The sequence below is a fragment of the Pacificimonas aurantium genome, from assembly GCF_020092905.1.
GTDB classification, from domain to species: domain Bacteria; phylum Pseudomonadota; class Alphaproteobacteria; order Sphingomonadales; family Sphingomonadaceae; genus Pacificimonas; species Pacificimonas aurantium.
Genome location: NZ_JAGSGB010000004.1, coordinates 1 through 25,296 on the forward strand (window position 1 = coordinate 1; position 25,296 = coordinate 25,296).

Genomic DNA, 25,296 nt, shown 5'->3' on the forward strand with positions numbered 1-25,296 from the left:
AACCGTCGCGCTGTCGTTCTCCGCAACCGGCGCCTGGTTCGGGGGCGGTGGCGGGGGCGGAGGAGCAGCCGTAACAGTGACATCCACATCCCCGGTCGCTTCGGCACCCGACGGGTCCTCGACGGTGTAGGAAAAGCCCGCCGCCCCGGAAAATCCGGCGGTCGGAGTAAACACGACCTCGCCATTTACGATCTGCGCCGTGCCGTTCGTCAAGGCGAACACCTCGACGATATCGAGTAGGTCGCCGTCGGCATCGGTGTCGTTCGCGAGCACGTCGATCATGACCGAGCCATCCTCCGCCACCGTCGCGCTGTCGTCGACCGCGACGGGACCGTCGTTAACGGCAGTGACCTCGATGACGACATTCCCGCTCGCCGTCGCCCCGTCAGGATCGCTTGCAGTGTAGGTGAACCCAGCGGCGCCGTAGAAATCTGCGTAAGGCGTGAAGATCACCTCGCCGCCAACCACAGCCGCGCTGCCACCCGTAACGTTCGACAGCGACCCGATCGACAGGTCGTCACCGTCCGCATCGGTGTCATTCGCCAGGACATCGATGGTGACCGAGCCATCCTCTGCCACCGTCGCGCTGTCATCCACCGCGACGGGAGCGTCGTTCACGGCGGTGACATCGATGACGACATTCCCGGTCGCCGTCGCGCCGTCAGGATCGCTTGCAGTGTAGGTGAACCCAGCGGCGCCGTAGAAATTTGCCGAAGGCGTGAAGATCACCTCGCCGCCGACCACAGCCGCGCTGCCACCCGTAACGTTCGACAACGACCCGATCGACAGGTCGTCACCGTCCGCATCGGTGTCATTCGCCAGGACATCGATGGTCACCGTGCCGTCCTCAGCGACGGTCGCGCTGTCATCAACCGCAACGGGGCTGGCATTTACCGGCGTAATTTCAACGGTCAGCTGGGCCTCTACCGAGCGTCCGTATGAATCAACGAGACGGTAGGTAACGACCTCGTCATCGGTCTGGCCCGTGCCCGGCGTGTAAGTAATCGAGTTGTCCGGGTTTACGGTCGCGCTTCCCTGCGGCGTTCCGGATATCCCCACTATTTCCACCGTGATCGTCTCCCCGCTCCGCTCGGGCGGAAGAATATCGTTGGCGAGCACATTAACCGTCACCGAGCTGTCCGCAGTTGTTTCTGCGCGGTCATTGTTTGCCGAGAAGGCGCCCAAGGTGTCGATATCGTCACGGGCGACCAGGTTGGTCGACAAAATCTCATAGTCGAAGGTCACGCCGTCATCGACGGCAGTTCCCGAGATGACCGTACCAGCGGCTGTCGAGTCGATGTCGAGCGTCAGAACTTCGTCGTAGCCAAGAACGAGCCTATCCGTCCCAGTCGCGAAATCGGTGATCGTATCCCGGGCTGACGCAGTACTGTCCCCGGCTTCACGATAAATGAACCTGTCCGCTCCTTCCCCACCGGTCAGAACATCGGCATTTCCGCCCCCAATGAGCTCGTCATCGCCGCCGCCAGTATCGAAGTTGTCGGCTGCAGCCCCGCCGATGAATCTCTCAAGCCCTGCCGAACCAGTTACCTGACCGCCAACCGTGCCGCCCCCCGAACCATCGTAGATGCCGTACTCGTCTTCGGTCCCGCGAATGCCGACATCTCCAGTCACCTCACCATTGTTGACAAGGCTTGTGGCCGACGAAAATGAGTTTGGCAGACGTGACTCTACCGCGCCCACGACACTCGTCGACGTCAGGTTGGCCGAACCTCCGTCCTTCGCCAGATAAATCAGATCAGCTGTAAAACCATCGAGCGTGGCTCCGCGAGACTCCACCTCGATGGCGCCTGCGTCACCCGAATAGATGCCGCGAGCAAGCTCCAGATACTCGAAATTGACGAGCGTATCGATATCAAACTCGATGGTTTCGCCATCCGCGCTGAAACTATCGAAGCCATCACCTCCGTCGATACTGCCCGATGCCATCGGGGCCACGTTGCCGTTGGAAAGTGAAAAGCTGTCATTTCCTCCGGCAAGATCAATAGAGCCTATCGTGGAGGAAGTGGGAGTGACGGAGGTAGTCGCGACAGCAACCCGATCCCTGTCTTCTGTCCCGAGGATGTTGCTGATATCGACGTTACGAAGCCTAAGCGAGTTGAGAGAACCGACCTCGACGGTGTCTAAGGTTACATCCCACAGCTCAAAATCGGGTGCGCCGTCCTCAAGATCGAAGCGCAGGGTTTGCAAGCCTGTCGAGTTCTGGATCAGCCTGCTTACCGCTTCCAAGTGAAAGGTGATATCCGATGAATTCTCGAGAGGTGGATCGAGAACGAGCGTTTCGACGCCGCGCAGTCCAACGACGCTAAGTTCGCTCGCAGCGAGCGCCGCGCTGATCCGGACCGTGTCTGGCCCCGACCCGCCGTCGATGATCAGGGCCGGCGCAGAATAACCGGGGTCAGGATTGTCAAGCGGCCCCCAGTTCGGAAGTCCGACAAGTTCGAACTGGTCCAGGTCGAAATAAGCGGTGTCATCGCCCTCACCCAGGCTTATCAATGTCTCCTCACCAGGAACTTCACTAGCCGCAGGTACGACCAGTCCGCCGTCGAGGAAGTTGAACTCGTCGGCGCCCACGCCTCCGCTTATGTCGCCGGTGACGACCCCGCCGTTCACGTTGAACTCGACGCCCGCACTTCCCGTCACCGAGAGGATCTCAGGCGCGGCGATATCGCTCTGTACGTTGATCGTCGCATTCTGCCCCGACACCTCGAAGAAGGTGCCCTCGGTCGCCGAACTGCCGTCATCCGCATGTGTGTAGACCACATTGTCGGCGGTGATCGCCACCAGCGTCTGGTCGGCATAGTCCGGAACGAGGGGCGTCGACCGCGTGTAGGATTCGAAATTCGTATTCAGCACCAGCTTCGCGTCGACGGCCATTAGATGTTCTCCATGTTGGGAAAGTCGGGAAGGCGAGGAGTGGCCCCCGCACGGATATTGCAGCCGCGCTTTCGCTGCACCTTGGGCTCGTTGAACGTCATACCGCCGTCCTCTTTTACGCCGCCTGTACCGGCGCCCGCGCCCCGCGCGGACCGGAACCTGCACGACGGTCGAGACCGGCACCCAAGGAGGCCGCACCGGGCAGTCGCGCCCGGCACGCCGCCCAGCTGTGCCTAGAACTCTGGGTATTAATACCTAGGAAAGCATATGGGTCCCGGCTAGCGAAAAGACACGCAAAATGAGTAGGGTATTGATCCCGATAACAAATTCAACGTCGCCAGAGGCGATCGGCGGGAGGGCCCGCCGCGCGTCTGCGTCAGGGAGCCAGCGGCCCCAAAGCGGTTTTCAGCGGGTCCAGCCACGGCTCGAAGGGTTTCCAGGCGGATACCCCCTCCCGGTTCACCGGTCGGCGGACCTGTTCGGAACTGGCCGTTCGCACAGCCCGCTCCGTCCGGTGAAAATCGAGGCACGCCTCCTCGAACGGCACGCCAATATAGTCCAGCATGCGCCGCACCTGGCCCTCCAGGTCGTCGAGCACGTCTTCATGCTCGACGCGCAGCACCTTGCCGGGAAGCACGCGGTCCCAATGATCCATCAGGCGCACATAGTCGCTATAGTAGCGCCCGACCTCTCGCAGTCCGTAAGTGAATTCCTGGCCCTCCGCGAAGAGCTGCTTGAAGCCTGAAAAGCAGCAGTCCATCGGCGCCCGGCGGGCATCGATGATCTTCGCGTTGGGCAGGATCAGGTGGATGAGGCCGATATGGCGAAAATTGTTCGGCATCTTGTCGATGAAGAAGGGCGCACCCTGACGATGGATACGCGTATTCTCGATGAAGTCGCGGCCGAACTGCTCCAGCTGCTCGCTCGTCAGATCCCACAGAATCTGCGGGTAGCGCGGGTCCGCCCCGGCCTTCTTGCGTCCGCGCAGGCGATGCGACAGCGCAAGGATATTGGGTAGTTCGAGCGTCCCGTCGATCTGGCTGTGGGAGGCAAGGATCTGCTCCAGCAACGTCGATCCCGCCCGGGGCAGCCCGAGAATGAAAATGGGGTCCGGCGACGGATACCCCTTGCCAGCCTGCCGCGCGAACAGCTCAGGGGTGCAGACCTCTTCCTGCGCGCGCAGCTCAGCCGTCATCTGGTCCGCGTCGTAGCGGCTCTGGCGCCGCTTCACCTCGTTTCCGCGTTCATAATAGTCGAAGGACGCTTCATAGTCCGCGGCGTCCTCATGGGCCTTCGCCAGCGCGAAGCACAGGTGGATGCGGTCCTTCAGCGCCAGATCGCCGCGCGCTTCCTGCCGCTTCATGACCGCCATCTCGTCGGGAGAAAAACGGTAGGTCTTCAGGTTCGCCAGCGCATACCAGGCGTCGCCGTGGTCGGGCTTTGCGGAGACGGCCTGGCGATAGGATGCAACCGCCTGTTCGCGTGCGCCGGTCGTCTTCAGCGCATGGCCGCGCGAAGTTAGCGTGGCGGGGTCGTCGGGCAACCGCTGGAGGATCGTTTCGAACAGCCGGTGCGCCGTTTCATAATCGCCGGTCTGCATGCTCTCGATGGCCAGATGCGATTGAAAGACCGGGCTGGACGGATCGCGGTCGTACAGCTTCTGCGCCTCGGCGCGCGCCTCCGCGAAATTCTGACGCTTTCGCAGGATCTGGATATAGTCGAGGCGGACCTGGATGTTGTCGGGCTCGAACGTGGCGGCGCTTTCGAGAAGGAATTCGGCTTCTTCCACGATGCCGAGCCGGCCGGCGATGTCGGCAAGCAGCCGCATTCCCTCGACATTCTTCGGATTGGCCTGGAGGAATTTGCGAACTGCGGCTTCGGCCTTCAGCACCTTCCCCTCGTGCAGCAGGTTCATGGCTGCGAGAAGAAGCTTTGGCAGGCGCTTCAGCCGGTCTGCCTGAAAGCTCGCTGCGGCGGCTTCCTCCGACCTGTCGGCCGCGGACAGGAGACGCGCCTGCGCTTCCCAGCTCGCGATCAAGGCGGGGTTGTACTGGACGGCGCGGGCATAGGCGGCAAGCGCCGCATCGCTGCGCCCCGTGTCCCGGGCAAGGTGCGCACGTTCCTGCCAGGCCCGGCCATATTCGGGAACGAGGGCGATCAGGCGGTCGAGATAGTCCCCTGCCCGTTCGACCTGCCGGGCGTAACGGCTGCCGACCGCGGCGATATAGAGTGCTTCCTCATCCTCGGCATCCACCTGCAGCGCGTCAGCCGCCAGCCGAACGGCATCCTCGTAGCGGCCATTCTGCAGGGCCTGCTTGGCATCTTCCAAATCGGTCGAGGGGCGTACGCTCGCGTCGGTCATGCCGGGTGACATGTCGCCTTGCGGCCGGGACGGCAAGCCGCCCCGGCCGAAGACCTCGTCGTCGCTCGGATCAGTAGCTGTAGGAGATCCGGGCACCGACCGTGAGCGGGCGGTTCACCGTGATCCGCGCGCGGTCGTAGTAGAAATCGCCGGACAGTTCGGCGCGCTCGTCGGTCAGGTTCTCACCGAAGACTTCGAACGACCATTCGTCCCGGGCAATGCCAGCCGTCAGGCCGAAAGTCGTGTAGCTGTCCAGCTTCAGCTTGTTGATATCGACGATATCCGTGAACTTCGACGCCGAATGGGCAACCTGCGGCATGACATGGGCCGTCATGTCGCGGTTCAGATCCCATTCGTAGCGAACACGCAGATTGCCCTGGAAGCTGGGAGCGTAGGCAAGGTCGCTACCCACCTGCACATCGTCCGTCGGCGTCAGGACCTCGGTAATCTCGGTGTCGAGGATCGAGATCGCACCCGCCACCGTCAGACCGGGAACCGCATAGGGCGAATAGGTGAAGTCAGCCTCCAGACCCTTGATTTCCGCGTCCGCCGCATTGTCCGAAAAGAACAGGTTGGTGATCGAGGGATCGAAGATCGTCGTCTGAAGACGCGAGATATCGACGTAGAAGATGCTGCCGTTCAGGCGAAGCTCATTGTCGAACAGGTCCGTCTTCCAGCCCAGCTCGTAGTTCTTCACCTCGTCCGTATCGAGGGCGAAGGGCACGGTGAAGCCACCCGGTCCCTGGGCGCCGCCCGGACGGTTCAGAAGGCCGGGGCGGAAGCCCTCGGAGTAGGTCGCGTAGAACAGCAGATCGTTCGTCGGCGTCCAGTTGACCGTCCCCTTGAAGATGAAGCCGTCGGTCGACGCGCTGTCGGGCGCCTGCAGTGCATTGAAGACCTGTGTAGCCTGCGCCTGGGACAGGCCGGCCGCCATGATCTCGTCGATCGACTGGCCCGCAGTAAAGGTCTGGCGAAGCGAGGCATCGCAGCTGCCGATGAACGTATATTCGCCGTTCCCGTCATACAGGTCGGAGATGTTCGTACCGAAGGCGTTGGCATCGTCGGCAGCCCCGGCGTTACAGAAAGAGCTGTTCGCCGTGCCCTCCAGATCGACCTCTACGTCGTAGTAGCGCACCCCGCCGGTCAGCGAGAGCGTGTCGGGAATGACGTCGACGGTAAGTTCGCCGAAGAACCCGAACTGCTCATCGGTCCGCTTCACATCGTTACGGAAAATGACGCCGCGCGGAAACGGACCGGCGTCGCTCTGATAAACCCCGGGAAAGGGAAAATTGGGAGCGAACCCGCCGAAGGGCTGCGCGATTGCGCTGCCCGGATAGGTGAAGTCGTTTCGCTCTTTCAGCTCCAGGTCGGAGTAGAATCCGCCCGCCGTCGCGCGGACCCAGTAATCTTCCGGCGTATTGAAGCGCAGTTCCTGCGTGAACACCGTCGTATCCGTGTCGGAGTTGACGAACAGGTTCGGCGCCTGACACGTGCCGCTGGGGGCGGCATCGCCAGGATAGCTGACCGAGCCGTCGCAGATATAATAGGGCAGATACTGACCGACGAACAGATAGTCGGAATAGTCCACGCGCTGCTGCGCCTCACGCTCCGTGTAGGCACCCGAGTAAACTACGTCGAGCATCGCCAGGCGACCTTCGACCGTCCAACTCGTATTCGAGAAGTCGTCCTCGAGGCGGTCATCCTCGAAACGCTGGATTTCAAGATCGTCGAGATCGAGATCGGGATCGGCGAAGAACACGCCGTCGGATTCGATGCTCTGACGCGAATGAGCCACGGTCAGACGCCAGTCCGGCGAGAACTCATAAAGCGCGCTGATCCGGAAACCGGAATATTGCGTGTCGTTGAAGTCATCTTCGACAAGGTCGGAATTGTCCGCCTCGAGAAAGTTGACGCCGCTGAGATCGGAAGCCGCCTGGAAACCGGCGCGGCGGTCACTGACCGGAACGCCGTTGTCACGTACCGTGCCTGCCGGACGGAAGCGCGCGCTTTCGGACGCATCGCGCGTCCCCGCGAGATTGTCGATATAGCCGCCCTGATCATCGATATAGACGACGCCGCGAACCGCCAGATTGTCGGTCACCGGCACGTTCAGAACCGCCTCGGCGTTCGTCGACATCTCGCCGTCCTTCGTAAAGGACACGCCGGCATTGATATCGGCACCAAAGATCCCGAGTTCCGGCTTATTGGTAATCAGGCGCACCGTACCGGCCTGCGAGCTTGCCCCGAAGAGCGTACCCTGAGGGCCGGCGAGGACCTCGATCCGCTCAAGGTCGGCGGCGTAGACGTCGAGGTTGCGGCCCGGCTGCGACAGCGGCTGCTCGTCGAGCTAAAGCGCGACGTTCGGCGCCAAGCCGGCGACGCCCGCGGTCGTGAGGTTCGGCGTCGTCGAAGCGAGGCCGCGAATGTAGATCGTGCTCTGCCCCGGCCCGCTGCCGCCTGCCGTCACATTGGGAAGCTCGACGAGATAGTCGCGGAAATTGGCAACGCCGAGTTCTTCGAGCGCCTCGCCGCCGAGGGCCTGTACCGACACCGGCACGTCCTGGAGATCGGCCGAGCGCTTGGTGGCGGTCACGACGATCACGGCGTTGCCGCCCTGACGAACCTGCGGTTCGGGTGCAGCCTCCTGAGCGAGAACCGGCGCGGCAAGCGCGATCGCAAGGGCGGAAGCTGAAGAGATGGTGGTAAGTTTTTTCATTGTTTTCCCCATTGTCCAATCACCGGAGCATGCAGCCTGTATGTTCGCCGCGCAGGTCGGCTCCGCCCGCGCGCGAACGGCGCGGGAGCCGCGCCGCTAGAATAGAATGATCCGGATGCGCGCTCCGCTAGCAAATCGGGCCCATCACGACCACAGATGGAGCGGCGCGAGAGGCAACAACGCGGACACCCGTTGCCCTCTTGCAACAGTTGCTTTAGGCAAAAGCCAACCGCCGCGGATCGCTTTACTTTGCGTTATCTGTATTTATTACTACAAGCGCATTTCATACTGGAAGTGTCTAGCCACGTATTGTTCAAGTGACGCGAGATCCTTTACATGTTTTTTACAAGGTGTTGATCTTCTGATATGGCAAATGGCTCAAGTCAGGCAGCAAGTGCCGAGGCAGATTTCAAACCGACCGTTTTTTATGGTGCGATCCTTCTAATCGCGGCCCTGATCGGGACCGCCCTCTGGAATGCCGACGGGGCCGGCGCGGTGTTTTCGGCCATGCAGACCGAGATTACCGGCGATTTCGGATGGCTTCTGGTGCTGACCGTCAACTGCCTGCTGGTCCTGTGCGCCGTACTCGCTTTCTCGACCCTCGGTCGGGTCAAGCTGGGCGGGCGAAAGGCGAAGGCGGAGTTCAGCCTGCCCACCTGGTTCGCCATGCTGTTCAGCGCCGGGATGGGCATCGGACTGCTATTCTACGGCGTCGCCGAGCCGATCATGCACTTTTCGAACCCGCCGGCGACGGCCTTTTCCAATCCCGAGGCGATCCTGCCCCGCGGCCTGGCGACCAACGCCCAACATGCGATGGGCCTCACCTTCCTGCACTGGGGCCTGCATGCCTGGGGGATTTACGCCATTATTGGCCTCGCGCTGGCCTTCACGGCGTTCAACCGGAACCGCCCGCTAAGCATCGGCGGCTTCCTTCAGGAAGCGTTTCCCCGCATTCCCAACCTCCTCATCGACCTGATCGACGTTCTGGCGATCGTGGCGACCGTTTGCGGCGTCGCAACGTCGCTGGGCTTCGGAGCGTCACAGATCAACGCAGGGCTGGATATCCTGCTGGGCGTACCCGAAACGCCGTTCGTGCAGTTCCTCCTCATCGCCTTTATCACGGGCCTTGCCACCATCTCCGTCGGCCTCGGTCTCAATACCGGCATCAAGCGCCTGTCTGAGGCGAACATGCTGCTCGCGCTCGGGCTTGCCGCGTTCGTGTTCATCCTGGGGCCGACGGTCTTCATCCTCGACGGGTTCGTGCAGAACATCGGCTATTACCTGCAGCGATTCCTCTATCTCTCGACCTGGACGGAGACCTACAGTTCGACCGAATGGCAGGGCGACTGGACCATTTTCTACTACGCCTGGTGGATCAGCTGGTCGCCCTTCGTAGGGATTTTCATCGCGCGCATTTCCTATGGCCGCACTGTGCGGGAATTCGTCGCCGGGGTGCTGCTGGTGCCGACCCTCTTCACCTTTGCGTGGATGACGGTGTTCGGGAACAGCGCCATCTTCGTCGAACTGTTCGGCCAGGGCGGTCTTGCCGACGCGGTGAATGCCAGCATGCCGGATGCGCTGTTCACCTTCCTGACGAACTTCCCGCTGGCGGCAGTCTCCTCGACCATCGCCATCATCATCATCGCCACCTTTTTCGTCACCTCGGCGGATTCCGGAGCGCTCGTTACCGCAATGATCGCCTCGGGCGGGCAGCATCATGCCGGTTTCGGATCACGCGTGACCTGGGCCGTCGCCATCGGCGCGCTCGCCGCGGCGCTGCTCTATGCCGGCGGCCTGTCCGCACTGCAGACGGCAGCGATCGTAACCGGACTTCCCTTCGCTCTGGTCCTCCTTGCGATGGGTGCGGGACTGTTCAGAATGCTGCATCAGGAGTCGGCTCGCCTCGCCAAGCTGAGGGCGTGACGGCCTCGGACCGCTTGGCCTAGCTGGCGAGGAAACGTCGTACGGCGGAGAGGAAATCGCCCGACGCGCCTTCGCGCCCGACAAGCAGATGGTTGTTGCTCTCCAACCCGGAAAATTCGGCATTCTGGATCTGCGACGCGATCGACCGGCCCGAACTGGCGGGAATACGCAGATCCCCGCGGCTATGAACAACCAGGGTGGGCGCCTGAACGTCTTTCAGGCGGCTGCGAACGTCGATATTCGCGAAGGCTTCGAGAAAGCGGGCGGCGTTTTCCGGGGAGGTCGTGCGCCGCTGAAACTCGTCGAACCATTGCAGCTCTTCGGCTGTCGCGTCGGGCATGAAGGTCTGCGAAAAGAGGTTCCGGTAGGCGGGGTTCGCCCGCCCCCAGCCCGTTTCGGTCAGGACCATCACAGCCTCCCGCTCGCGCACCTCTTCCGGCGGCGCAGTATGACGCCAACCCGCAGCATATCCGCCGAAGAGGATCAGATGCGAGACCCGGTCCGGGTGGCGCGCAGCATATTCGACCGAAACTGCCGCCCCCTGGCTGATGCCGAGGAGAGGGAAGCGGTCGATCCCGGCGGCGTCGACCACCAGTTCCAAATCCCTGACGAAACTGTCGAAGCTGATCTCTGGAACGTCCCAGTCCGACAGGCCGCACCCCCGCTCGTCATAGCGGATGAAGTGATAGGACTCCGCCAGTTCGCGAAAGAGCGGACTCCAGATCGGCGCTTCCCAGTCGAGCTCCAGGTGGGACAGCCAGTTCGCAGCCTTTACGAGCGGCGGGTTGCCTGGATCGCCGACAGAGGCCCAGGCGAGCGCGATGTCGTCCTCTGCCTGAACGAACCTGATCGACTGGCGAGGCGGCGGCTGGCTTTCTGCCGGCAGGTCATCCGCCGGCAACGGCGCCCGCGGACCGGCGCGCAGGTCGTCGTCCCACAGCGGGGGCTCGAGGCCCGCTTCCTTAAACGAGCGCTCCAGCTGCGCGGCGAGAGAAACTGCCTCCCGCTCCCGCCCCAGGCGACGACGCGACCCGACGGCATGCTGGGCCGCCTGCGGATCGAAAGGCGCATCGAGTAGCCAGCGTTCCGACCATTTTTCCGTATCTTCGGGGGGAAGCGCCGTACAGGTTGCCAGCCGGCGGGCGATCTTGATACGGAGGCGCGTTACCTCGTTCCGCTGATGCTCAAGCCACGCCGCGAAGGTGGGCTGGTTCGGAAGCTCGCAGTCTTCCATCAGCAGGCAGTCGGACATTTCCCATGCGCTGGCGAGATCGTCAGTGGACGTCTCCTCCGCCTCGTCGGCAGCCCGGCGGACCCGGTCGAGGTCGACGTCCACCCCCTCGGGATCTAGCTGCACACGCTCGCGGTCGGCGAGCAGGCGGGTCCGCCCGCCGCTATTCACGACCGGCCGCAGCTTACTCAGCGACCAGCGCAGCGCACCGCGCGGATCATCGGGCACTTCCCAGAAAAGCTCGCAGAGACGATCACGCCGCTGAGGCGCCCCCATCAGCGCCAAATAGCCGAGTAGTGCCCGGGTCTTCCGCGAAGCAGGAAGCGGCAGCCCCTCTCCATCGTGAGTGACCTCTACCGAGCCGAGCGTTCGAATCGAAATCATTGCCTGCATGTTCCCTTCCGGGCAGCTTCTCCGCACACCCCCTCAGCATACCGGATAAATGCCAGTTTCGGCGCTTCAGGCCGCTTTTGCACGCCTGTTTTCGTGTCCTGCCCGTTTTGCATCTCGCGCGTTTGCGCTCGGCGTCAGCAAGTCGACCATTGCCCTGCGCCCTTCGCGCTTCGCATCGTCGAGGGGGGTATTGCCCCATCTGTCGCGCGGCGTTCGAGGGCATCCTGCCGAGATGAGGAGCCTGGCAGCCTCGAGCTGCCCTTCGCTCGCAGCCAGGTGAAGCGCGGTGCGCCCGTCATAGTCGCTGCGTGAAACATCGGTTCCGGCGGCAATGAGGCGGCGAAGTTCGCTGACGTCGCCTTGGGCTGCCGCTGCGCACAGATAACCGGCGGCGTCGCAGGAACGCACAACACGGGATACTGTGGGATCGACCAGAGACTGATCCTCCACCATATTCGCATAGCTGTGAAAGGCGAATTTCCGGACCAGCGTCTGAGCGAACTGCACACCGCGGACGGAATTGCCGCAGCGGTCGAGGCGCGGGCTCCAGACGGCAAATCCGCAAACTCCGGGAACGACGAGCATCAAGGCGCCGGAGACACCCGACTTCGCCGGCATGCCGACCGCAAAGGCGAACTCGCCGGAAAAGTCGTACATCCCGCATGAATACATCAACGACAGGCAGTCCTTGACCGTCTCGGCCTTAAGCACCCGCCTGCTTGTAACGGGACAGATTCCGCCATTCGCCAAGGTCGCAGCGACGACGGACATCTGCTGGACGTTCACGGTTATCGAGCAGCACTGGAAGTAGAAGTCCAGTGTCTCCGCCAGATCGGTATCGTCCGGGAAGGCATTGTTTTCCCGCATGAAATAGGCAAGCGCGAAGTTCCGGTCGGCCGTTGCCTTTTCGGAGAGGTAGACGGCGTTATCGAATGCCGCGGGCTCGCCGCCGCCGAGGTCGCGCCACTTTTGCATCACGAAGTCGAAACGGTCCGCGAGCGGAGCCTCCGGCCTGATCAGCGAGGCGCACATGATGGCCCCGGCGTTGATCATCGGATTGTGCGGCAAGCCTAGCGGGTTCAGGGTCAGTTCGTTGAACGACCGGCCAGATGGCTCGCGTCCGACATGAGCATGGACTTTCTCGCGCCCGAACAGGTCGCGTGCGAGGGCATAGTTGATCGGCTTGCAGGTCGACTGGACACAATAGCTCTGCCGGTCGTCGCCAAGGGACAGGCGCTGTCCGTCGACCGTGCACAGCCCCAGCGCATAATGTTCCGGGTCGACGCGGGCGAGCTGCGGAATATAGGTTGCCACCTCGCCGCCCCGATAGTCGCGAGCATCCTCGAACAACGCGCGAACCTCATCACCGAATCCGACGAAATCCGGGACTGACAAGCGGCCGGCAAGAGCTCGCTGGAAAAGGGAAACCTCCTCCGCGGCGACCAGGTCCCCGAACCGCTTCAGACTGAGCGCCTCGCCCGGGTCCGCAGAGCCGAAGTTCGCAAAAGTCGCGCGCAGCCGCGGGTCGCCCTCTTTCAGGCCGGCTTCCCGAAGCGAGGCGAGCACGTCCCATGGCCGCGGCGGCTCCCCGCCATCCCGAAAGACGGAGCGGTAGAGGCCGGCGAGATCCGCCGTTCCCGCTTGCACCGCCTCGCTGGCAGGGAATTCGGTCATTTCAGTCCGCTCCCTCCGCTGCACGGCGTCCGGCAATCACCAGACAAAGCAGCGCGCCGATGAAGGCAAACAGGAGTAGGTTTGGGGCAAGCGGCAATGTCAAATCGCCCGCCGACTTCACGGTCAGGCCCGAAAAACAAAGTGCCAGCACCCCGAACGTAAGTTTGACTATGCTAATCATGACGACATCTTTCATTTTATGACATGAACGGTTCTTGCCTGACTCGCCGCGGAAAGGCCCGCTGCGTATGAGCCGTATCAGGCGACCATCAGGTCAGGCTGACCGCATTCTTCGCCGACCCGAAAAATCTCTGCGGCAAGCCGCGCCGCGAGGCGATAGGGGTCGGCGTCGGCCCCGGAGCGCCTGTCTTCGAAGTATCCCGCGCCCTGCTGTTCCACGTCCAACGGGATGCGAAAGGACGCCAGCCCTGCGGCGGACATGGGATCGGCAATCCCGCAGGATGAGCCCGCCTGCCCTGCCTTCAGCAGGGCGAGACTTTCCTGAATGGCCTCCAGTCCCCGTTCGCCCCGCATCTGTACGCTCGAAAAGGTGGCGCGGAGACGTGCGGGCTCATCGCCGCCATCCGCCGCGAAGCAGATCGTAACGCCCCGCCGCTCGGCAACTCTGAGAAGCAGATAACGAGCCAACCAGAGCTGGTCGCAGATATGCAGAAGCGAAGGGTCCTCGCGTGCCGCGGCGCGATAGCCGATGCGAAACTCCCACCGGGCCGGCGTGGTGCGCGCGCTGAAGCCGTAAAAGAGGAGGCCGGCGTCTTCGCAAAGCCGCGCATGTTCCTCCGCAATCTCCCGGCCGAACGTCCGGTCCGCACCGACGCCGCAATAATGGGCATCGCCGCTTTCGTTCGGCCGCTCGGCAGAAGCGCCGGACGCGCCGTCGCGGTCGACAACGATGTAATCCTGTCCGAAGCCAATCCACGGCTCGTGCTTCTCCGCGCCGTTCGCCAGCACCAGCCGGAGATCGGCACGCCCGCTGGATGGGTGCCGCGTCCCATCGGGGTTGAAGACCTCGCACAGAACGAGGAAATGATCGCCCTCCCGCAACGGATCGCGCACGAAGCATACCGGTTTCAGGGCACAGTCCTGATCCTCGCCTTCAGCCTGTCCCGTCAACGCGCCGTCGAAGGTCCAATCGGGAAATCTCGTCAGTCTGGGCGATTCGGCGTCCACGGGGACGATCCGCGTCTTCGACCGGATTCCCTGTGCCGGACGGCTGCCGTCCAACCAGACATATTCTGCGAACACCATGCAATCTTCCTCCTGACACCATTCTGCCGACCCGACTGCTTCCTCGTGGGAACGATCATGGCAGCTGGGGTGGGAAGCGAAGGCGAGGATCGTGGAAATTGCGTGTGAATCCTGCTTGAGAATGGTTGGTTCGAAGCACAGCTGAAGACGCTTGCGGGCAGGCAGGGCGAGACCCCTACCCGCTCGCGGATGATCAGCGAACCGTTCGGCCGAACATGCGGCGCGGCCCGTCGATCAGCTTGCAGCAGTCGTCCTTCCGAGAGGAAAGATGCTGGGTATCCTCCTCGCACATGCGGAACGCGCGCCGAGGCGCATTGTGATGAGCCGGGCCATATTGCAGGACCTGGCAGAGCTGCTCGCCGGCGGTAACAGCCGTAACAGACGAAGTAAGTGCGGCCGTGCCGCCCGCGACGTCTTCCAGCATCAGCGCACCGGCCTGCTGCGGCATGGCGAAAAGGGCGGCGGCCGCAAACATTGCGGCATAGTTCGAATTGGTCATTGAGAACTCCATAAGGTCGGTGCGGAAAATCCGCAGAACGTCAGCTGAGAGAGAGGGCCGCGAGACAGGCGGCCACGGTTGCGGTGCAAGCCGCGAAGGTCAGGGCAACCATTCCGGCGCGGTAGAGAGGCGTGTGAAAGTCTTCGGTCATCGTCAGGTCCAATAATCTTGAGATCGGATGACCGGTCTTATTCGCGCCCATCGTGTGAGACCGCGTGAGGAGCTTCGTGGAAATGTTAGTGGAAAGACCGATTGAACCTACATTCGGAACAATTATTGCGTGATCATCGTCACGGTTTCTGTTCGGCTCAACTGGAGACGGGCCACTCTTTTTCGCCGAACATCGGCACGATCCGAACCCGATCTAACGTCGACTCCTCGAACAGACCCCGGCGCTACGCCCTACCCTGACCAGCAGCGGCAGATCCTGCCCGGCAGGCATGACGAGGCGCCCCCCTCTGCCTGCTGGGAATTCAAGGGTGCGGGAATGCGCGGACCACCGGCAGAGACCAGGATGACGTCGAACGCAGGCTTTTCGGCCCAGCCGCGCGAACCGTTCCCTCGGGACCTCTAAAATTGCGGACAGAACAGCCCGATCGCCTCTCTCCCGTGTAGCAAGCTGCGAGGCCATCATCGTCGTGCGTTGCCGAACCTTGCCGTTCGTCTCCACTGCCGATTGGGTTTCGCCATCGGAAGGGGCGGGCCGGAAGGGAAGCGTTCCCCATGCAGCCTATTTACCGGTCCCGGATCGGCGCTAGCATGGACGTGCCATGGGGGCCCCCGAAGACAAGAACAGCATATATGCTGCGCTGGCGTCGATCTTCGACTGCACCGAGGAGACTTGCGCCGAGATTGCGCCATATTTCCGCATCCGCCGCCTGCGCCGACAGGAAACCCTGCTGCATCAGGGAAAGGAGGGCGAGAAATGCTGGATCATTCTGGATGGGGCGCTGGCTGTCAGCGTCTTCGGCGAAGACGGTCAGGAGGCGCAGCTCGTCAGCTACGGGCCGGGTGAGATCTCGGGTGCCTTTCCCACGCCCGGCGAGCAGCGCGGCAATCTCGTGGCGCTCGCCGCGTGCGAGCTGATCGAAGTAAAGACCGTTCATCTGCTGGCGATAAGCGAGCGGGAAGCACCGGTAGGCCGTAGCCTTGCGATGCTCATAGGCCGGCAGCATGACGCGCTGCTGGACCGGCTGGCGAACCGCATGATTCTCTCTGCGGGCGGGCGGGTCTACGCCGAACTTCTAAGGCTGGCGGACGGCGAAGGGCGCATTTCGCCGCCGCCGGTTATCTCGGCGCTTGCCCTGCGGGTTCACACGGCGCGCGAGACCGCGTCCCGGGCGGTCGCCGCCGCCGAACGCCGCGGGCTTGTGGAACGCGGAGACACGGCGTGGCGAATTGTGGCACCGGGTCGGCTGAAAGCACTCGCCGTCTAGACGGCCGCCTGCCCGAACCAGAGCCTGTAGAGATCTACCTCGCCGGCTACCGTACGAACTGCACCGGCCAGCTCCGACGAGAGGTCGGGTGCATGCAAGCGGGCCACTGCCATCGCCGCCTCGGTGGCAAAGATGCCATTTGGCGGTGCGCTGCGCAAAGCTGATTCGGCGACATCCGCTGGCTCATTCCCCTCGCGAACGGCGGCAAAATCCAATACACAGCGATCGAGCTTTCGCGCCTCCGAGAGAGCCGCCGGAACATCCGCAAATCCGCGTAACCCCTCTTCGCCGGATGCCAAAGAAACGCAGACCGTCTGAACGGCGCGTTCGCGTCGCAAGTCCCGGCGTTCCGCGGTGCGCTCGCAGAAAACCTCCACCACTTCATGCCCTTTCTCGCGCCAAAGGCTCCAGGCCTGCATCGACGACGCTTCGGCCGCAGGTTCCCTGACCCAGAGCGCAACGGCCCGTGTCTGGAGTTGGTCGGCCCGGGATAGAGCCAGGCCCATGGCCAGCGAGGCGGCCATTTCTATAGAACAGGAGTCCACGGCATCCGCCTCGGGTACGACGCGTACGGAGGCAGCGCGCTCATATTCTCGCGCAAATCTGTCGCTCCAATCCTGTCCGGCCGGTTCCACCGACCGGCGAAAGAATTCCTCCCTGTCCGCGGGAAGAACAAGATTGACGTCGGCCTGACGGCGGGACAGCCCCTCGGCGCACAGAATGTCGGTCCCTGCGGCGAGGGCGCCATACCCACAGCCGGGCGCGATCCGGGCCAGCGCCTCGGCAATTTCCGCTTCGGCACCGGAGTCGCCGGGCGCGAGGCCCATGATCCCCCCGAAATAAAGAACGGGCGGCGGGCGTAGGGTGTCCAACCAGTCAGAGTCCTCGCCGGTTTCGGAGAGGAGAAGCGCGAACTGCCGCAGCGTAATCGCATGGTCTTCCCAGGCGCGGGGTTGGTCGGAAACCGCCTCCTCGAGAAGGCCCCGCGCCCGGTCGACGTCGCCGAGAATTAGCTCGGCCTCCGCTCGCGTCGCCGCCAGCCAGTAGGGAGAGTCCGGCTCATGAGCTCCGGAGTCCAACTGTTCGAGAACCCGGCTGGCATGACGCCGCGCCGACGGGTCATCCTCGGCCAGACGAGAAAGTGCAGCCGCATTAATGAGAGCATAGGTCGAGCCGCGACCCGCCGCAGCAGCATAGTGAGCCGCCGCTTCGGCAAACTGGCGTTTCCTCGCAGGTCCGCTGGCGCGGGATCCGGCGTATTTCAGCGCCTTTCCCTGCCGGATCAGGCGGTCGAATTCGAAGCTGATGGCCCGGTTCCTGTCCGCTTGAGCTAGTTCAGGCCGACAGGGGCCGCCAGCCCCGCCGCTGGCTCACTTGTCGTCGTCGTCATCGTGGCCGCCACCATTTCCCGTGTCGGGAACCATGTCCACAGACATCGCCAAGGTGTCCGTCTTCTCGTGCATACTCGTTCCCCTCTTTATGGCCCCAGACGGTAGAACCCTACTGAGCCGAAGCCGACTTCTTCCAGGACAGCGCCCTCTCGCGCCGCTGCTTCCACAATTCGTTGGTCGGGTCCTCTTCGATCAGCCGATCGAGCGTCCGAACGGCGGTGTCGAAGCGCTCCGAACTGGCGGCGAGGTCACCCGACTTGGCCTCTGCACGCGCCCGGCCCAGTTCGGCCCACAGGCGGCGCTCCTGAAATTCCCGGTTCTGCGGCTCTTCGCGAAGCAGGTCCGCCATGATCGCGGCTTCCTCGGAACGGCTGGCGATCGCGTCGTCGTAGCGCCCGGCTGCGTAATAGACATGGCCCATCCAGCCGTGACGATTGGCCAGCGTCTTGCGCATCGTCCGGTCGTCCGGGGCGGAGTTCAGAGCATCTTCCAGATAGCGAAGGGAGTCGCGGCAATGCTGCTCAGCCGCAGCAAGGTCGTGATTATCCTTCGACTCCAGATCGCACAGATTTCCATGCGCGTAGCCCAGCTCGAGAAGAGTGCGCGTTTGTTCGGGCTCAAGCTTTTGCAGACGCTTCGCCAGATCGAGATACGCCGTCCAGTGCCGTTCGGTCTCGGCGCGGTCCCAGTCCGCCCAGGCGATGCGCCCCAGCCAAAATTCGCTTTGGGCGTGCGCAAAAATGGCGTCGGAATTCTCCCCTTCGCGGGACAGGACCTCTTCGGTTGTTTCATAGGCCTCTTGGAAGTAGCGCCGCGCGGTGTCCGTCTCCTCGCGCGCAAGATAGTCTTCGCCAAGGGCCTGCAGGATGGCCGCCCGGCGCCGCAGCGCGTCGTCGTCCATCTGGGTCACGTCCTGCTGCTCGTAATAGGCCAGTGCCCGCTCGTTCACGGCGAGCATGATATCGAGACGCCCCACGCCGCGAAGCTGCTCGCGCAGGTTGGTCAGCATGAAATCTACCAGGTCTTCCGCATCGGTACGGGCCATCTGCGCTGCTGCCTCCTGCCTACGTGCCTCATCCCTCGCCTCGGAGGCGAGAATCGTCATTGCCGAAAGGATTAGCATGGCCATCAGCGCAAGCAATGTGACCGCCGTCACGCGCCTAAGCCGCCGCTGGGAGTCGCGCTGGATGAGCGTGTCGAGGGGAACGTCGAGCAGTCCTGCGACGACCTTCAGGAAGGCCAGCCTGCGCCCGTCTCCCCTCGGTCGAAAGTCGGCCGCCAGCGGCTCGGTACCTCCCGCGACTAGCAGTGCGGGAAATGCGTCTTCGGGTTCCCCTTCGAACAAGGCGGCGAGAATGGGCCGCCCCGGATTCACCCGCTGAAACAGCTCGATCTCTCTCCGGACCCACCGCGAATGCGCCGCCGCGGGCGTGCAGACCACGACAAGCGCTCCCGAAGCCGCGATCGCGGCCTTTACCGCTTCGCTAAGGTCCGCCGCCGCCGACAGATCTTCCCGGTCCCGGAAGACGCGGCCGACGCGACCAGAACTCTCGATGCCCCCGCTTCGCTCGCGAAGCCGGCGGGGAAGGCGGTAAGTCTCCAGGCGCTTCTGCAACCGCGCCGCATGTTTCGCATCGCTATGCGCGTAGCTGATGAAGGCGCGAAATTCTGCCGAAGACGGCGGAGCGACGACATCGCCCCGAGAGCGCGCCTGCATGTCGGACGACATCGCGACTTCCCCAAATCCCCAGGCTACCTGCCCGCCGCATCGTAAAGTGCGGGGCGCTCATCCTGCAATGCGCAATAGCGCGAGATTTCCGCGTGCCCTCCAATAGCCGGTCTTTCGAACGCCCTGGCCCGGGCGCGGCTGGTAAATGCTCTTCGCTCAGCAGTCCTTGTGCGCCGCCCCGTCCAGCTCCGATCCGTAGACCTGCAGTCTTCGCGCCAGGATGGGCGCGCCGCTGTCCGTCGCCATTCCCGCAAGACAAAGAGCATATCCCAGACCGACGCTCGTGCTGAGCGTTTCGGTCTGCTGATTACCCATGACCCAGGAGAGGAGGGCACCGCGGACGAGATGCTCGAGGACTTCCTCGAGGCGGGCGAGGGAAAAAGGCGGTGACAGGTACCCGTCCCGCACGGCGTCGCCGAGCAGAGATATCCAGATTTCCCGGGTCTGCGCCAGACGCTCGGGTGAGGCCAGGCCGGTTTCGTCCTGACCACCTCGCTCGAGCAGCGCGCGCCAGAGCGTCCGGTAGAAATCGGGATCCTTGAGATAATAGCTGAAGGCAAGATCGTGCGCGGCGAAGACGCGTTCCAGGCTATTGTCGACCTTGAGTTGGAAGAAGCGGTCGACGAAGTCCCGTTCATCCTCCAGCACGGCGAGAACGACCGCCCGCTTCGAGCCGAACAGATTGTACGGCGTTCCGAGACTGACCTCCGCCCTCTCCGCAAGCGCACGCATCGACAGGTCGGTATCGCCGGTTTCGCGGATCAGGTCGCGGGCGGCGCGCACGATACGAAGCCGCCGCTCGCTCTTGGCGCGTTCCCGCTTGCCCGGTGGCTTGGCGGCAGGCGCCGGGGCATCGCGTCCCCCTGTCCGCGCAGCCCTACCCGTATTCGGGTCGCTCACCCGGCAGCCTGTCTTTCACCCGCCGAGCGCGATCCCTGGGAAATCATGTCCGCACGATGGTCGATTGAGAGCCTCTCCAGCATGTCCGCCCGATCGGGGCCGAGTTTGGGCGGGTAAGCAGCAGCGTTACGCCGCTTCCCGCGCGTCCAGTAATACATCACCTTGCCGAAGTTCGCCGGTTTTCCCAGCCATTTGTTGGGGTGCTCCAGCATGTGGAATCCCCGCATGGCCTGGCGCAACAGATCGGTATCCGACCGCAGCGCGATCCTGACGCCGTCGTCGAAGAAGCTTTCCAGCATCCGCGCGCGCAGCCCCTTTCGGTAGCCGGGAGTCAGCGCGTTCCGTGCACGCCGGATGGCGGAACGATCCTGCGAGAGCTGGTTGTCGTAATAGGGGCGAAGTTCGCTTCGCAGCCGCCGGTAATAGATTTTCTGCCGCACTTCCGGATCGGGGCTCGTATCCAGCGCCTCGCGTAGCGCCTCGCCGCTGACCGCGGCGAACGAACATCCCCGGCCGTAAAGCGGATTGGTCCTGACGAGCGTATCGCCAAGCGCGAAATAGCCGCGCATGACCGCCTCCCCGCCCGGCAGCAGTTCGCGCCAGCGGCTGTGGAGGTCGCCCATGCCATACACCTTACCGCGACCGGTCGACCGCCGTTCGTCGGTCCAGGGCTTCAGTCCGGGCAGCAAGTGCGTGATGGCATGGAAACACTCCGGATCGGTTACCGCGCGGCGCAGCTCATGCTCGACCTCGGGAACCGCGAGGGTAATCGAAAAACACCCATTGTCGCCGGGAAACACGCCGAATTTCAGAAAGCCCAGGTCGCCGCTCGCGGGCGGGTTTTCGGTTCGCGAGGGTTCGTCCTGACCCGGGTTCAGCCGGTAGTGCCGGGTAAAGTAGAGGATGCCGGCCGTTTCGCTTTCTTCCTTCACACGCGCGCCGTCTTTCATCAGCTGCGGAAGCAGCGGACCGTTCTTGCCGCTGGCGTCGACGATCACGTCGGCGGACAGGCTGACCTCCTCGCCGTCCTCGGTGCCGCGAACGCCGCTGACGACCATCACCCCGTCGGGCTGGCGAGCATGAATCAGTTCTGTGACGCGGAACCCCGAACGGATGGTCACATTCTCCATTCGCTCGACATAGCGCCGCATAACGAGCTCGAGCGTCGTTCTACGGCTGGTGATGATGGTCAGGTCCTCGTCGCCTGCCTGCGGCCGATAGGTCTCCTGCTGCTGTTCGGTCAGCATGGAATCGAGCGACAGTTCGCGCACGCCCATATCGCGTAGTTCGGCTAGAAGGTCGGGATGGTTCGCCTTGATGATCCCCCGCAGCCTGGCGAGAAATGCGTGGCTCTGGCGAACATGGCTGGCCCCCATGCGGCGCCAGTCCTCGAAGATTTCGTCGGCGTCACCGCCGGGCGGTGCCGGATCGCGCTCCAGAAGAGTGATTGCCCTTCCGGTCGGAGACAGCGACAGGGCGGCGCAGAGCCCGCCGATTCCCGCGCCGACGACCAGCACCTCCTCCTTCATCCGTCGATCTCCTTCAGAAAGTCGAGAATGATCCGGTTCACCTCTTCAGGCGCTTCCTGCTGCGTCCAATGGCCGATCTCGGGGATCAGCTCGTTGCGACGAAGATCGGTCACATATTCCGGCATGGCCTTCAGCGCCTCTGCCGCCATCATGATGACACCGTCGTTCATGCCCCCCGCGAAGAAGGCGGGCTGAGCGATCTGCGTCGGCGCACCTTCGGTCAGTTCCCAGGTAAGGTCGTGATTGCGGTAGTAGTTGATGGGACCACGCATGCCGGAGCGGCGGAACTCTTCGGCGTAGAAGTCCAGATCCTCCTCACTCAACCAATCCGGCAACGTGTCCGGGTTGGGCAGGCCGCTCAGCAGGTCGTCGTCGGGGCCCTTGGCCGGCAAGCTCGCAAGGTCGGTTTCGCCGCCGGCCATCACCAGGAATTTCTTCAGCGACGTACGGATATCAGCCTCGAATTCCGCTTCGGCCACGCCGGGCTCGAAGAAATAGAGCTGGTAGAAGAACTGGTCCTTGAACATCTCCCGCATCATCGGCATCGGCTGAACCGGCGAGCGCGGTGTGAAGGGCACCGACAGGGCCCCGACTGCGCGAACCTTGTCCGGATGATTGAGAGCGCAGGACCATGCCGTCGGTGCCCCCCAATCATGTCCGATCACAACGGCCTCGTCATAGCCCAGGGCGGCAATCAGGCCGATGATGTCTTTGACCACCTCAACCTGGTTGTAGGCCTCGATGGCCTCCGGCTTGTCGCTTTTGCCGTAGCCTCGCATGTCCGACGCGGCCACATGGTAGCCGGCCTCCGCGATGGGTACGATCTGGTGACGCCACGAGTACCAGGATTCCGGAAAGCCGTGCAGAAGGAGGACGAGAGGTCCCTCGCCCGCCTCTGCGATGTTCAGCTCGATCCCGTTCGTCGCGACCCGCCGCTGCGAGACGCCCGGCCAGCTCATTCGGCAGCCATGAGTTCGGGGGCCTCGGCGCGGGCTCCGGGCAGGACGTCGCCGCGCTGGTCCTGATAGCCCTTGTCGGCAGACCAGGCGACACCGCCGCCGACGATCACCGTGTCGACACCCAGAGAGTCCCGAACATAGCGGCTGCCGTCGCCGGGGACGTCCTGAACGAACTTCTCCGCGCCCCGGTCGATGGCCTTGGGATCGAAAACGGTGATGTCCGCCACCATACCTGCCTGGATCAGGCCGCGGTCGGGAATTCCCCAGATCGAGGCGGTATCCGAGGTGATCTTCTTCACGGCCTCCTCGATCCGCATGGCCTGCAGGTCGCGAACGAAGTGACCGAACAGATAGCCGGTGTCGCCGTAGGTAGAGAAGGAGAGGATGTGGGCGCCGCCGTCGCTGGCACCAATATGGACGCGCGGATGCTTGAGCAATCCGCCGACCTTCTCGTCGTTGTCGTGCCCCATGCTCGACGACAGGAAATGCGCCTGCAGGTCCTCTTCCAGCGACAGGTCGATCATCGCGGCAACAGGACTGGTGCCGCGCATTTCCGCGATTTCACCCAGCGTCTTGCCGACATATTTCTGGTTTGCGTCGGTCTTTACCTGGCGAAGGATCAGGGTCGGCCAGAGCGGGGCCAGTTCGCCGGCCTCGGCTTCCAGTTTGGCGCGGGTTTCCTTGTCCTTCAGCGCGCCGACGATCTCGTCATGGCTGCCGAACCGCATGATCTGATACCAGCTGCGCAGCCGGATGAAGAGCAGGCTGGGCACCGCAAAGCAGAAGGAAATGTCGATGGGCCGAGTCTGCACCTGCGGCCAGATGCGCGCGCCGCGCGCGAACTGCTCGTCCACACGGTCCATCACGCGGTCGACCGCGTCGATATTGTCCGCGTTCACGAAGAGCGGCGAGAACGTCGTCGGAATGCCGTATTTCAACGACAGTTCCGCCAACTGGTCCAACCGCGCGATCGTCAGGTCCGGATCGTAAAATTCCGGAACGATCTGCAACATGCGGCCATATTCGCCGAGCACGCTGGCCAGCGCATCGACTTCGCGCGCGTCGGCGTAGCGGCTGGGAACCGGCTGCAGCTTCTCGTCCATGTCGACATAGCTGGTCGACAGCCCGACGGCGCCCGCATCGAGGCACTCGCGCAGAACCGCCTTCATCTCCTCGATTTCGTCATCGGTAGCCGTCCGTTCGGTGGCGGCGTCGTTCATGACCCACAGCCGGATGACGCTGTGCCCCACCAGCGGTGCGACGTTGATGGCCAGCCCCTTGCGAATGCGGGCGATATATTCGGAGAAGGTTTCCCAGTCCCACACCACACCTTCGCGGAACGCTTTCAGCGGCATTTCCTCGATCTGGTTGAACATGCCCACCAAGCGCATGCGGTGATCGGGCTTCAGCGGTGCGAGCGACAGCGAGCAGTTGCCCTGCACGATCGTGGTCACACCGTGAGAGAGCGCAGGCTTTGCATAGCCGTCCCACAGCATCTGGGCGTCGAAATGCGTGTGCGGATCGATGAAGCCAGGGGCGACGACCTTGCCCTCCGCATCGATTTCCCGCGCCCCGCGTTCCGCGACTTTGCCGATACGGGCAATGCTGTCGCCGGAAACGGCGACGTCCGCAGTGTAGGCGGGCAGTCCTGAGCCGTCCACGACAAGCCCGTTCCTGATAACCAGATCGTACATTCCATCCTCCCAAAAAGTGCGTAACGGCCGCTTCCGGGCGGCCCTCGATTAGGTAACGGCGCCTATTCGGCCGCCGCCGCGTAGCGCCCCGACGACGCGGCAAGCGCATCGCGGACATAGGTCCAGCTTGTGCCCGGCAGCTCGGCCGGATCGTCGGTGCCATGCAGTTCGAGCAGCTTGCCCGCGGCAACCTCGTCCAGCGTCACGAGCGAGCGCCCGCCATTGTCGAATTCCAGCGTGACGATCAGTTCGGCCACGCCATCATGCGCCGCCGCGATCTCGATCTCTCTGATGACGGCGCCGCTCATGCCGCCGGCGCGGCAGGCGGTTCGACGAAGATCACATCGCTGGGAAGGATCGGGTTGCCGGCCTGCGGGCTGTCTGCCGCGGCGGGCGCGCGCATGAAGACGTGCAGGTTCCAGCTTTGCAGGTTCGCAACCGCCTCTTCGGTGGAAGACCCGGACAGCTCCCGGCTGGCAATCGATGCCCAGTCGTCTCCGGGCTCGGGCAGCACGGACTTTCTTACGGTACTCAAGCTCCCAGCAACGGCCATTTTCAATTCCCCAATCTCTTTATTGCGGAAATTGAAACATGTTCCAATTTTTTGCGCAAGCCCAATCTTCGGGGCGAGGGCTATCGAAAGTGACGGCGACCGAATGGCTCACCCGCCTCGGTCCGAACGCGACTGCCAAGGCCGGC

General features: G+C 63.2%; 19 protein-coding genes and 1 pseudogene. 2 read left to right on the top strand and 18 right to left on the bottom strand.

Features of this window, described 5'->3' with window-relative positions:
• From KCN53_RS14390 to KCN53_RS14405, 4 genes are all read right to left on the bottom strand, one after another.
• The coding region (locus KCN53_RS14390; protein WP_224199762.1) for an Ig-like domain-containing protein at positions 1–2,895 on the bottom strand (2,895 nt) is incomplete at its 3' end.
• Positions 2,896–3,271: 376 nt separating this feature from the next.
• Entirely contained in the window at positions 3,272–5,257 is a 1,986-nt protein-coding gene (locus KCN53_RS14395) for a tetratricopeptide repeat-containing sulfotransferase family protein (protein WP_088713494.1), read from the bottom strand.
• 70 nt (positions 5,258–5,327) lie between these two features.
• Positions 5,328–7,478 (bottom strand): TonB-dependent receptor domain-containing protein, encoded by a 2,151-nt coding sequence (locus tag KCN53_RS14400; protein WP_224199764.1) that lies wholly within the window; start codon positions 7,476–7,478, stop codon positions 5,328–5,330.
• 126 nt (positions 7,479–7,604) lie between these two features.
• Positions 7,605–7,973 (bottom strand): TonB-dependent receptor plug domain-containing protein, encoded by a 369-nt coding sequence (locus tag KCN53_RS14405; RefSeq protein ID WP_224199767.1) that lies wholly within the window; start codon positions 7,971–7,973, stop codon positions 7,605–7,607.
• A gap of 366 nt (positions 7,974–8,339) precedes the next feature.
• Between KCN53_RS14405 and KCN53_RS14410 the strand changes: the two genes are divergently transcribed.
• A complete protein-coding gene (locus KCN53_RS14410; RefSeq protein WP_088713045.1) occupies positions 8,340–9,896 on the top strand; it encodes a BCCT family transporter in 1,557 nt (518 codons plus the stop codon).
• 19 nt (positions 9,897–9,915) lie between these two features.
• On the opposite strand, the gene KCN53_RS14415 is transcribed toward KCN53_RS14410, so the two are convergent.
• The 6 genes and pseudogenes from KCN53_RS14415 to KCN53_RS16270 form a co-directional block, all read right to left on the bottom strand.
• On the bottom strand, positions 9,916–11,511 hold the full coding sequence (locus KCN53_RS14415; protein ID WP_207790624.1) for an alpha/beta hydrolase: 1,596 nt from the start codon (positions 11,509–11,511) through the stop codon (positions 9,916–9,918).
• 75 nt (positions 11,512–11,586) lie between these two features.
• The gene (gene glsA / locus KCN53_RS14420; RefSeq protein ID WP_088713047.1) at positions 11,587–13,194 is read right to left on the bottom strand and encodes a glutaminase A; all 1,608 of its coding nucleotides are present in this window, start codon (positions 13,192–13,194) and stop codon (positions 11,587–11,589) included.
• Position 13,195: 1 nt separating this feature from the next.
• On the bottom strand, positions 13,196–13,375 hold the full coding sequence (locus KCN53_RS14425) for a hypothetical protein (protein ID WP_143712248.1): 180 nt from the start codon (positions 13,373–13,375) through the stop codon (positions 13,196–13,198).
• Positions 13,376–13,452: 77 nt separating this feature from the next.
• Entirely contained in the window at positions 13,453–14,460 is a 1,008-nt protein-coding gene (locus KCN53_RS14430; RefSeq protein WP_088713049.1) for a glutamine synthetase, read from the bottom strand.
• A gap of 193 nt (positions 14,461–14,653) precedes the next feature.
• Positions 14,654–14,959, bottom strand: coding sequence for a hypothetical protein (locus KCN53_RS14435; protein ID WP_143712249.1), 306 nt, complete (start codon positions 14,957–14,959; stop codon positions 14,654–14,656).
• A 402-nt stretch (positions 14,960–15,361) separates the two neighbouring features.
• Positions 15,362–15,508, bottom strand: a pseudogene (locus KCN53_RS16270) (hypothetical protein); the annotation flags it as partial.
• A gap of 221 nt (positions 15,509–15,729) precedes the next feature.
• Here KCN53_RS16270 and KCN53_RS14445 point away from each other — a divergent pair.
• Entirely contained in the window at positions 15,730–16,395 is a 666-nt protein-coding gene (locus KCN53_RS14445) for a Crp/Fnr family transcriptional regulator (RefSeq protein ID WP_088713051.1), read from the top strand.
• Here KCN53_RS14445 and KCN53_RS14450 read toward each other — a convergent pair.
• The 8 genes from KCN53_RS14450 to KCN53_RS14485 form a co-directional block, all read right to left on the bottom strand.
• On the bottom strand, positions 16,392–17,474 hold the full coding sequence (locus KCN53_RS14450; protein ID WP_088713052.1) for a hypothetical protein: 1,083 nt from the start codon (positions 17,472–17,474) through the stop codon (positions 16,392–16,394). The two genes, KCN53_RS14445 and KCN53_RS14450, sit on opposite strands and share 4 nt — an antisense overlap.
• 421 nt (positions 17,475–17,895) lie before the next feature.
• A complete protein-coding gene (locus tag KCN53_RS14455) occupies positions 17,896–19,515 on the bottom strand; it encodes a toll/interleukin-1 receptor domain-containing protein (RefSeq protein ID WP_088713053.1) in 1,620 nt (539 codons plus the stop codon).
• Positions 19,516–19,671: 156 nt separating this feature from the next.
• Complete coding sequence (locus KCN53_RS14460) at positions 19,672–20,415, bottom strand: TetR/AcrR family transcriptional regulator (protein WP_088713054.1); 744 nt, start codon at positions 20,413–20,415, stop codon at positions 19,672–19,674.
• The gene (locus KCN53_RS14465; protein WP_088713055.1) at positions 20,412–21,944 is read right to left on the bottom strand and encodes an NAD(P)/FAD-dependent oxidoreductase; all 1,533 of its coding nucleotides are present in this window, start codon (positions 21,942–21,944) and stop codon (positions 20,412–20,414) included. Before KCN53_RS14465 ends, KCN53_RS14460 begins: the two co-directional genes overlap by 4 nt.
• The gene (locus KCN53_RS14470; RefSeq protein WP_088713056.1) at positions 21,941–22,903 is read right to left on the bottom strand and encodes an alpha/beta fold hydrolase; all 963 of its coding nucleotides are present in this window, start codon (positions 22,901–22,903) and stop codon (positions 21,941–21,943) included. Before KCN53_RS14470 ends, KCN53_RS14465 begins: the two co-directional genes overlap by 4 nt.
• Positions 22,900–24,597, bottom strand: a complete 1,698-nt coding sequence (locus KCN53_RS14475) for an N-acyl-D-amino-acid deacylase family protein (RefSeq protein ID WP_088713057.1) — start codon at positions 24,595–24,597, stop codon at positions 22,900–22,902. The genes KCN53_RS14470 and KCN53_RS14475 overlap by 4 nt, the downstream gene beginning before the upstream one ends.
• A 62-nt stretch (positions 24,598–24,659) precedes the next feature.
• A complete protein-coding gene (locus KCN53_RS14480; RefSeq protein WP_088713058.1) occupies positions 24,660–24,905 on the bottom strand; it encodes a hypothetical protein in 246 nt (81 codons plus the stop codon).
• Positions 24,902–25,132: a hypothetical protein gene (locus tag KCN53_RS14485; RefSeq protein WP_224199769.1), complete on the bottom strand. Its 231-nt coding sequence runs from the start codon at positions 25,130–25,132 to the stop codon at positions 24,902–24,904. Before KCN53_RS14485 ends, KCN53_RS14480 begins: the two co-directional genes overlap by 4 nt.
• Positions 25,133–25,296 lie beyond the last annotated feature (164 nt).

Bases quoted from the DNA above. Each gene is read 5' to 3' on its own strand.
- KCN53_RS14395 (WP_088713494.1), bottom strand. From the start codon at position 5,257: ATGACCGACGCGAGCGTACGCCCCTCGACCGATTTGGAAGATGCCAAG.
- KCN53_RS14405 (WP_224199767.1), bottom strand. From the start codon at position 7,973: ATGAAAAAACTTACCACCATCTCTTCAGCTTCCGCCCTTGCGATCGCG.
- KCN53_RS14410 (WP_088713045.1), top strand. From the start codon at position 8,340: ATGGCAAATGGCTCAAGTCAGGCAGCAAGTGCCGAGGCAGATTTCAAA.
- KCN53_RS14415 (WP_207790624.1), bottom strand. From the start codon at position 11,511: ATGATTTCGATTCGAACGCTCGGCTCGGTAGAGGTCACTCACGATGGA.
- glsA (WP_088713047.1), bottom strand. From the start codon at position 13,194: ATGACCGAATTCCCTGCCAGCGAGGCGGTGCAAGCGGGAACGGCGGAT.
- KCN53_RS14425 (WP_143712248.1), bottom strand. From the start codon at position 13,375: ATGATTAGCATAGTCAAACTTACGTTCGGGGTGCTGGCACTTTGTTTT.
- KCN53_RS14430 (WP_088713049.1), bottom strand. From the start codon at position 14,460: ATGGTGTTCGCAGAATATGTCTGGTTGGACGGCAGCCGTCCGGCACAG.
- KCN53_RS14435 (WP_143712249.1), bottom strand. From the start codon at position 14,959: ATGACCAATTCGAACTATGCCGCAATGTTTGCGGCCGCCGCCCTTTTC.
- KCN53_RS14445 (WP_088713051.1), top strand. From the start codon at position 15,730: ATGGGGGCCCCCGAAGACAAGAACAGCATATATGCTGCGCTGGCGTCG.
- KCN53_RS14455 (WP_088713053.1), bottom strand. From the start codon at position 19,515: ATGTCGTCCGACATGCAGGCGCGCTCTCGGGGCGATGTCGTCGCTCCG.
- KCN53_RS14465 (WP_088713055.1), bottom strand. From the start codon at position 21,944: ATGAAGGAGGAGGTGCTGGTCGTCGGCGCGGGAATCGGCGGGCTCTGC.
- KCN53_RS14470 (WP_088713056.1), bottom strand. From the start codon at position 22,903: ATGAGCTGGCCGGGCGTCTCGCAGCGGCGGGTCGCGACGAACGGGATC.
- KCN53_RS14475 (WP_088713057.1), bottom strand. From the start codon at position 24,597: ATGTACGATCTGGTTATCAGGAACGGGCTTGTCGTGGACGGCTCAGGA.
- KCN53_RS14480 (WP_088713058.1), bottom strand. From the start codon at position 24,905: ATGAGCGGCGCCGTCATCAGAGAGATCGAGATCGCGGCGGCGCATGAT.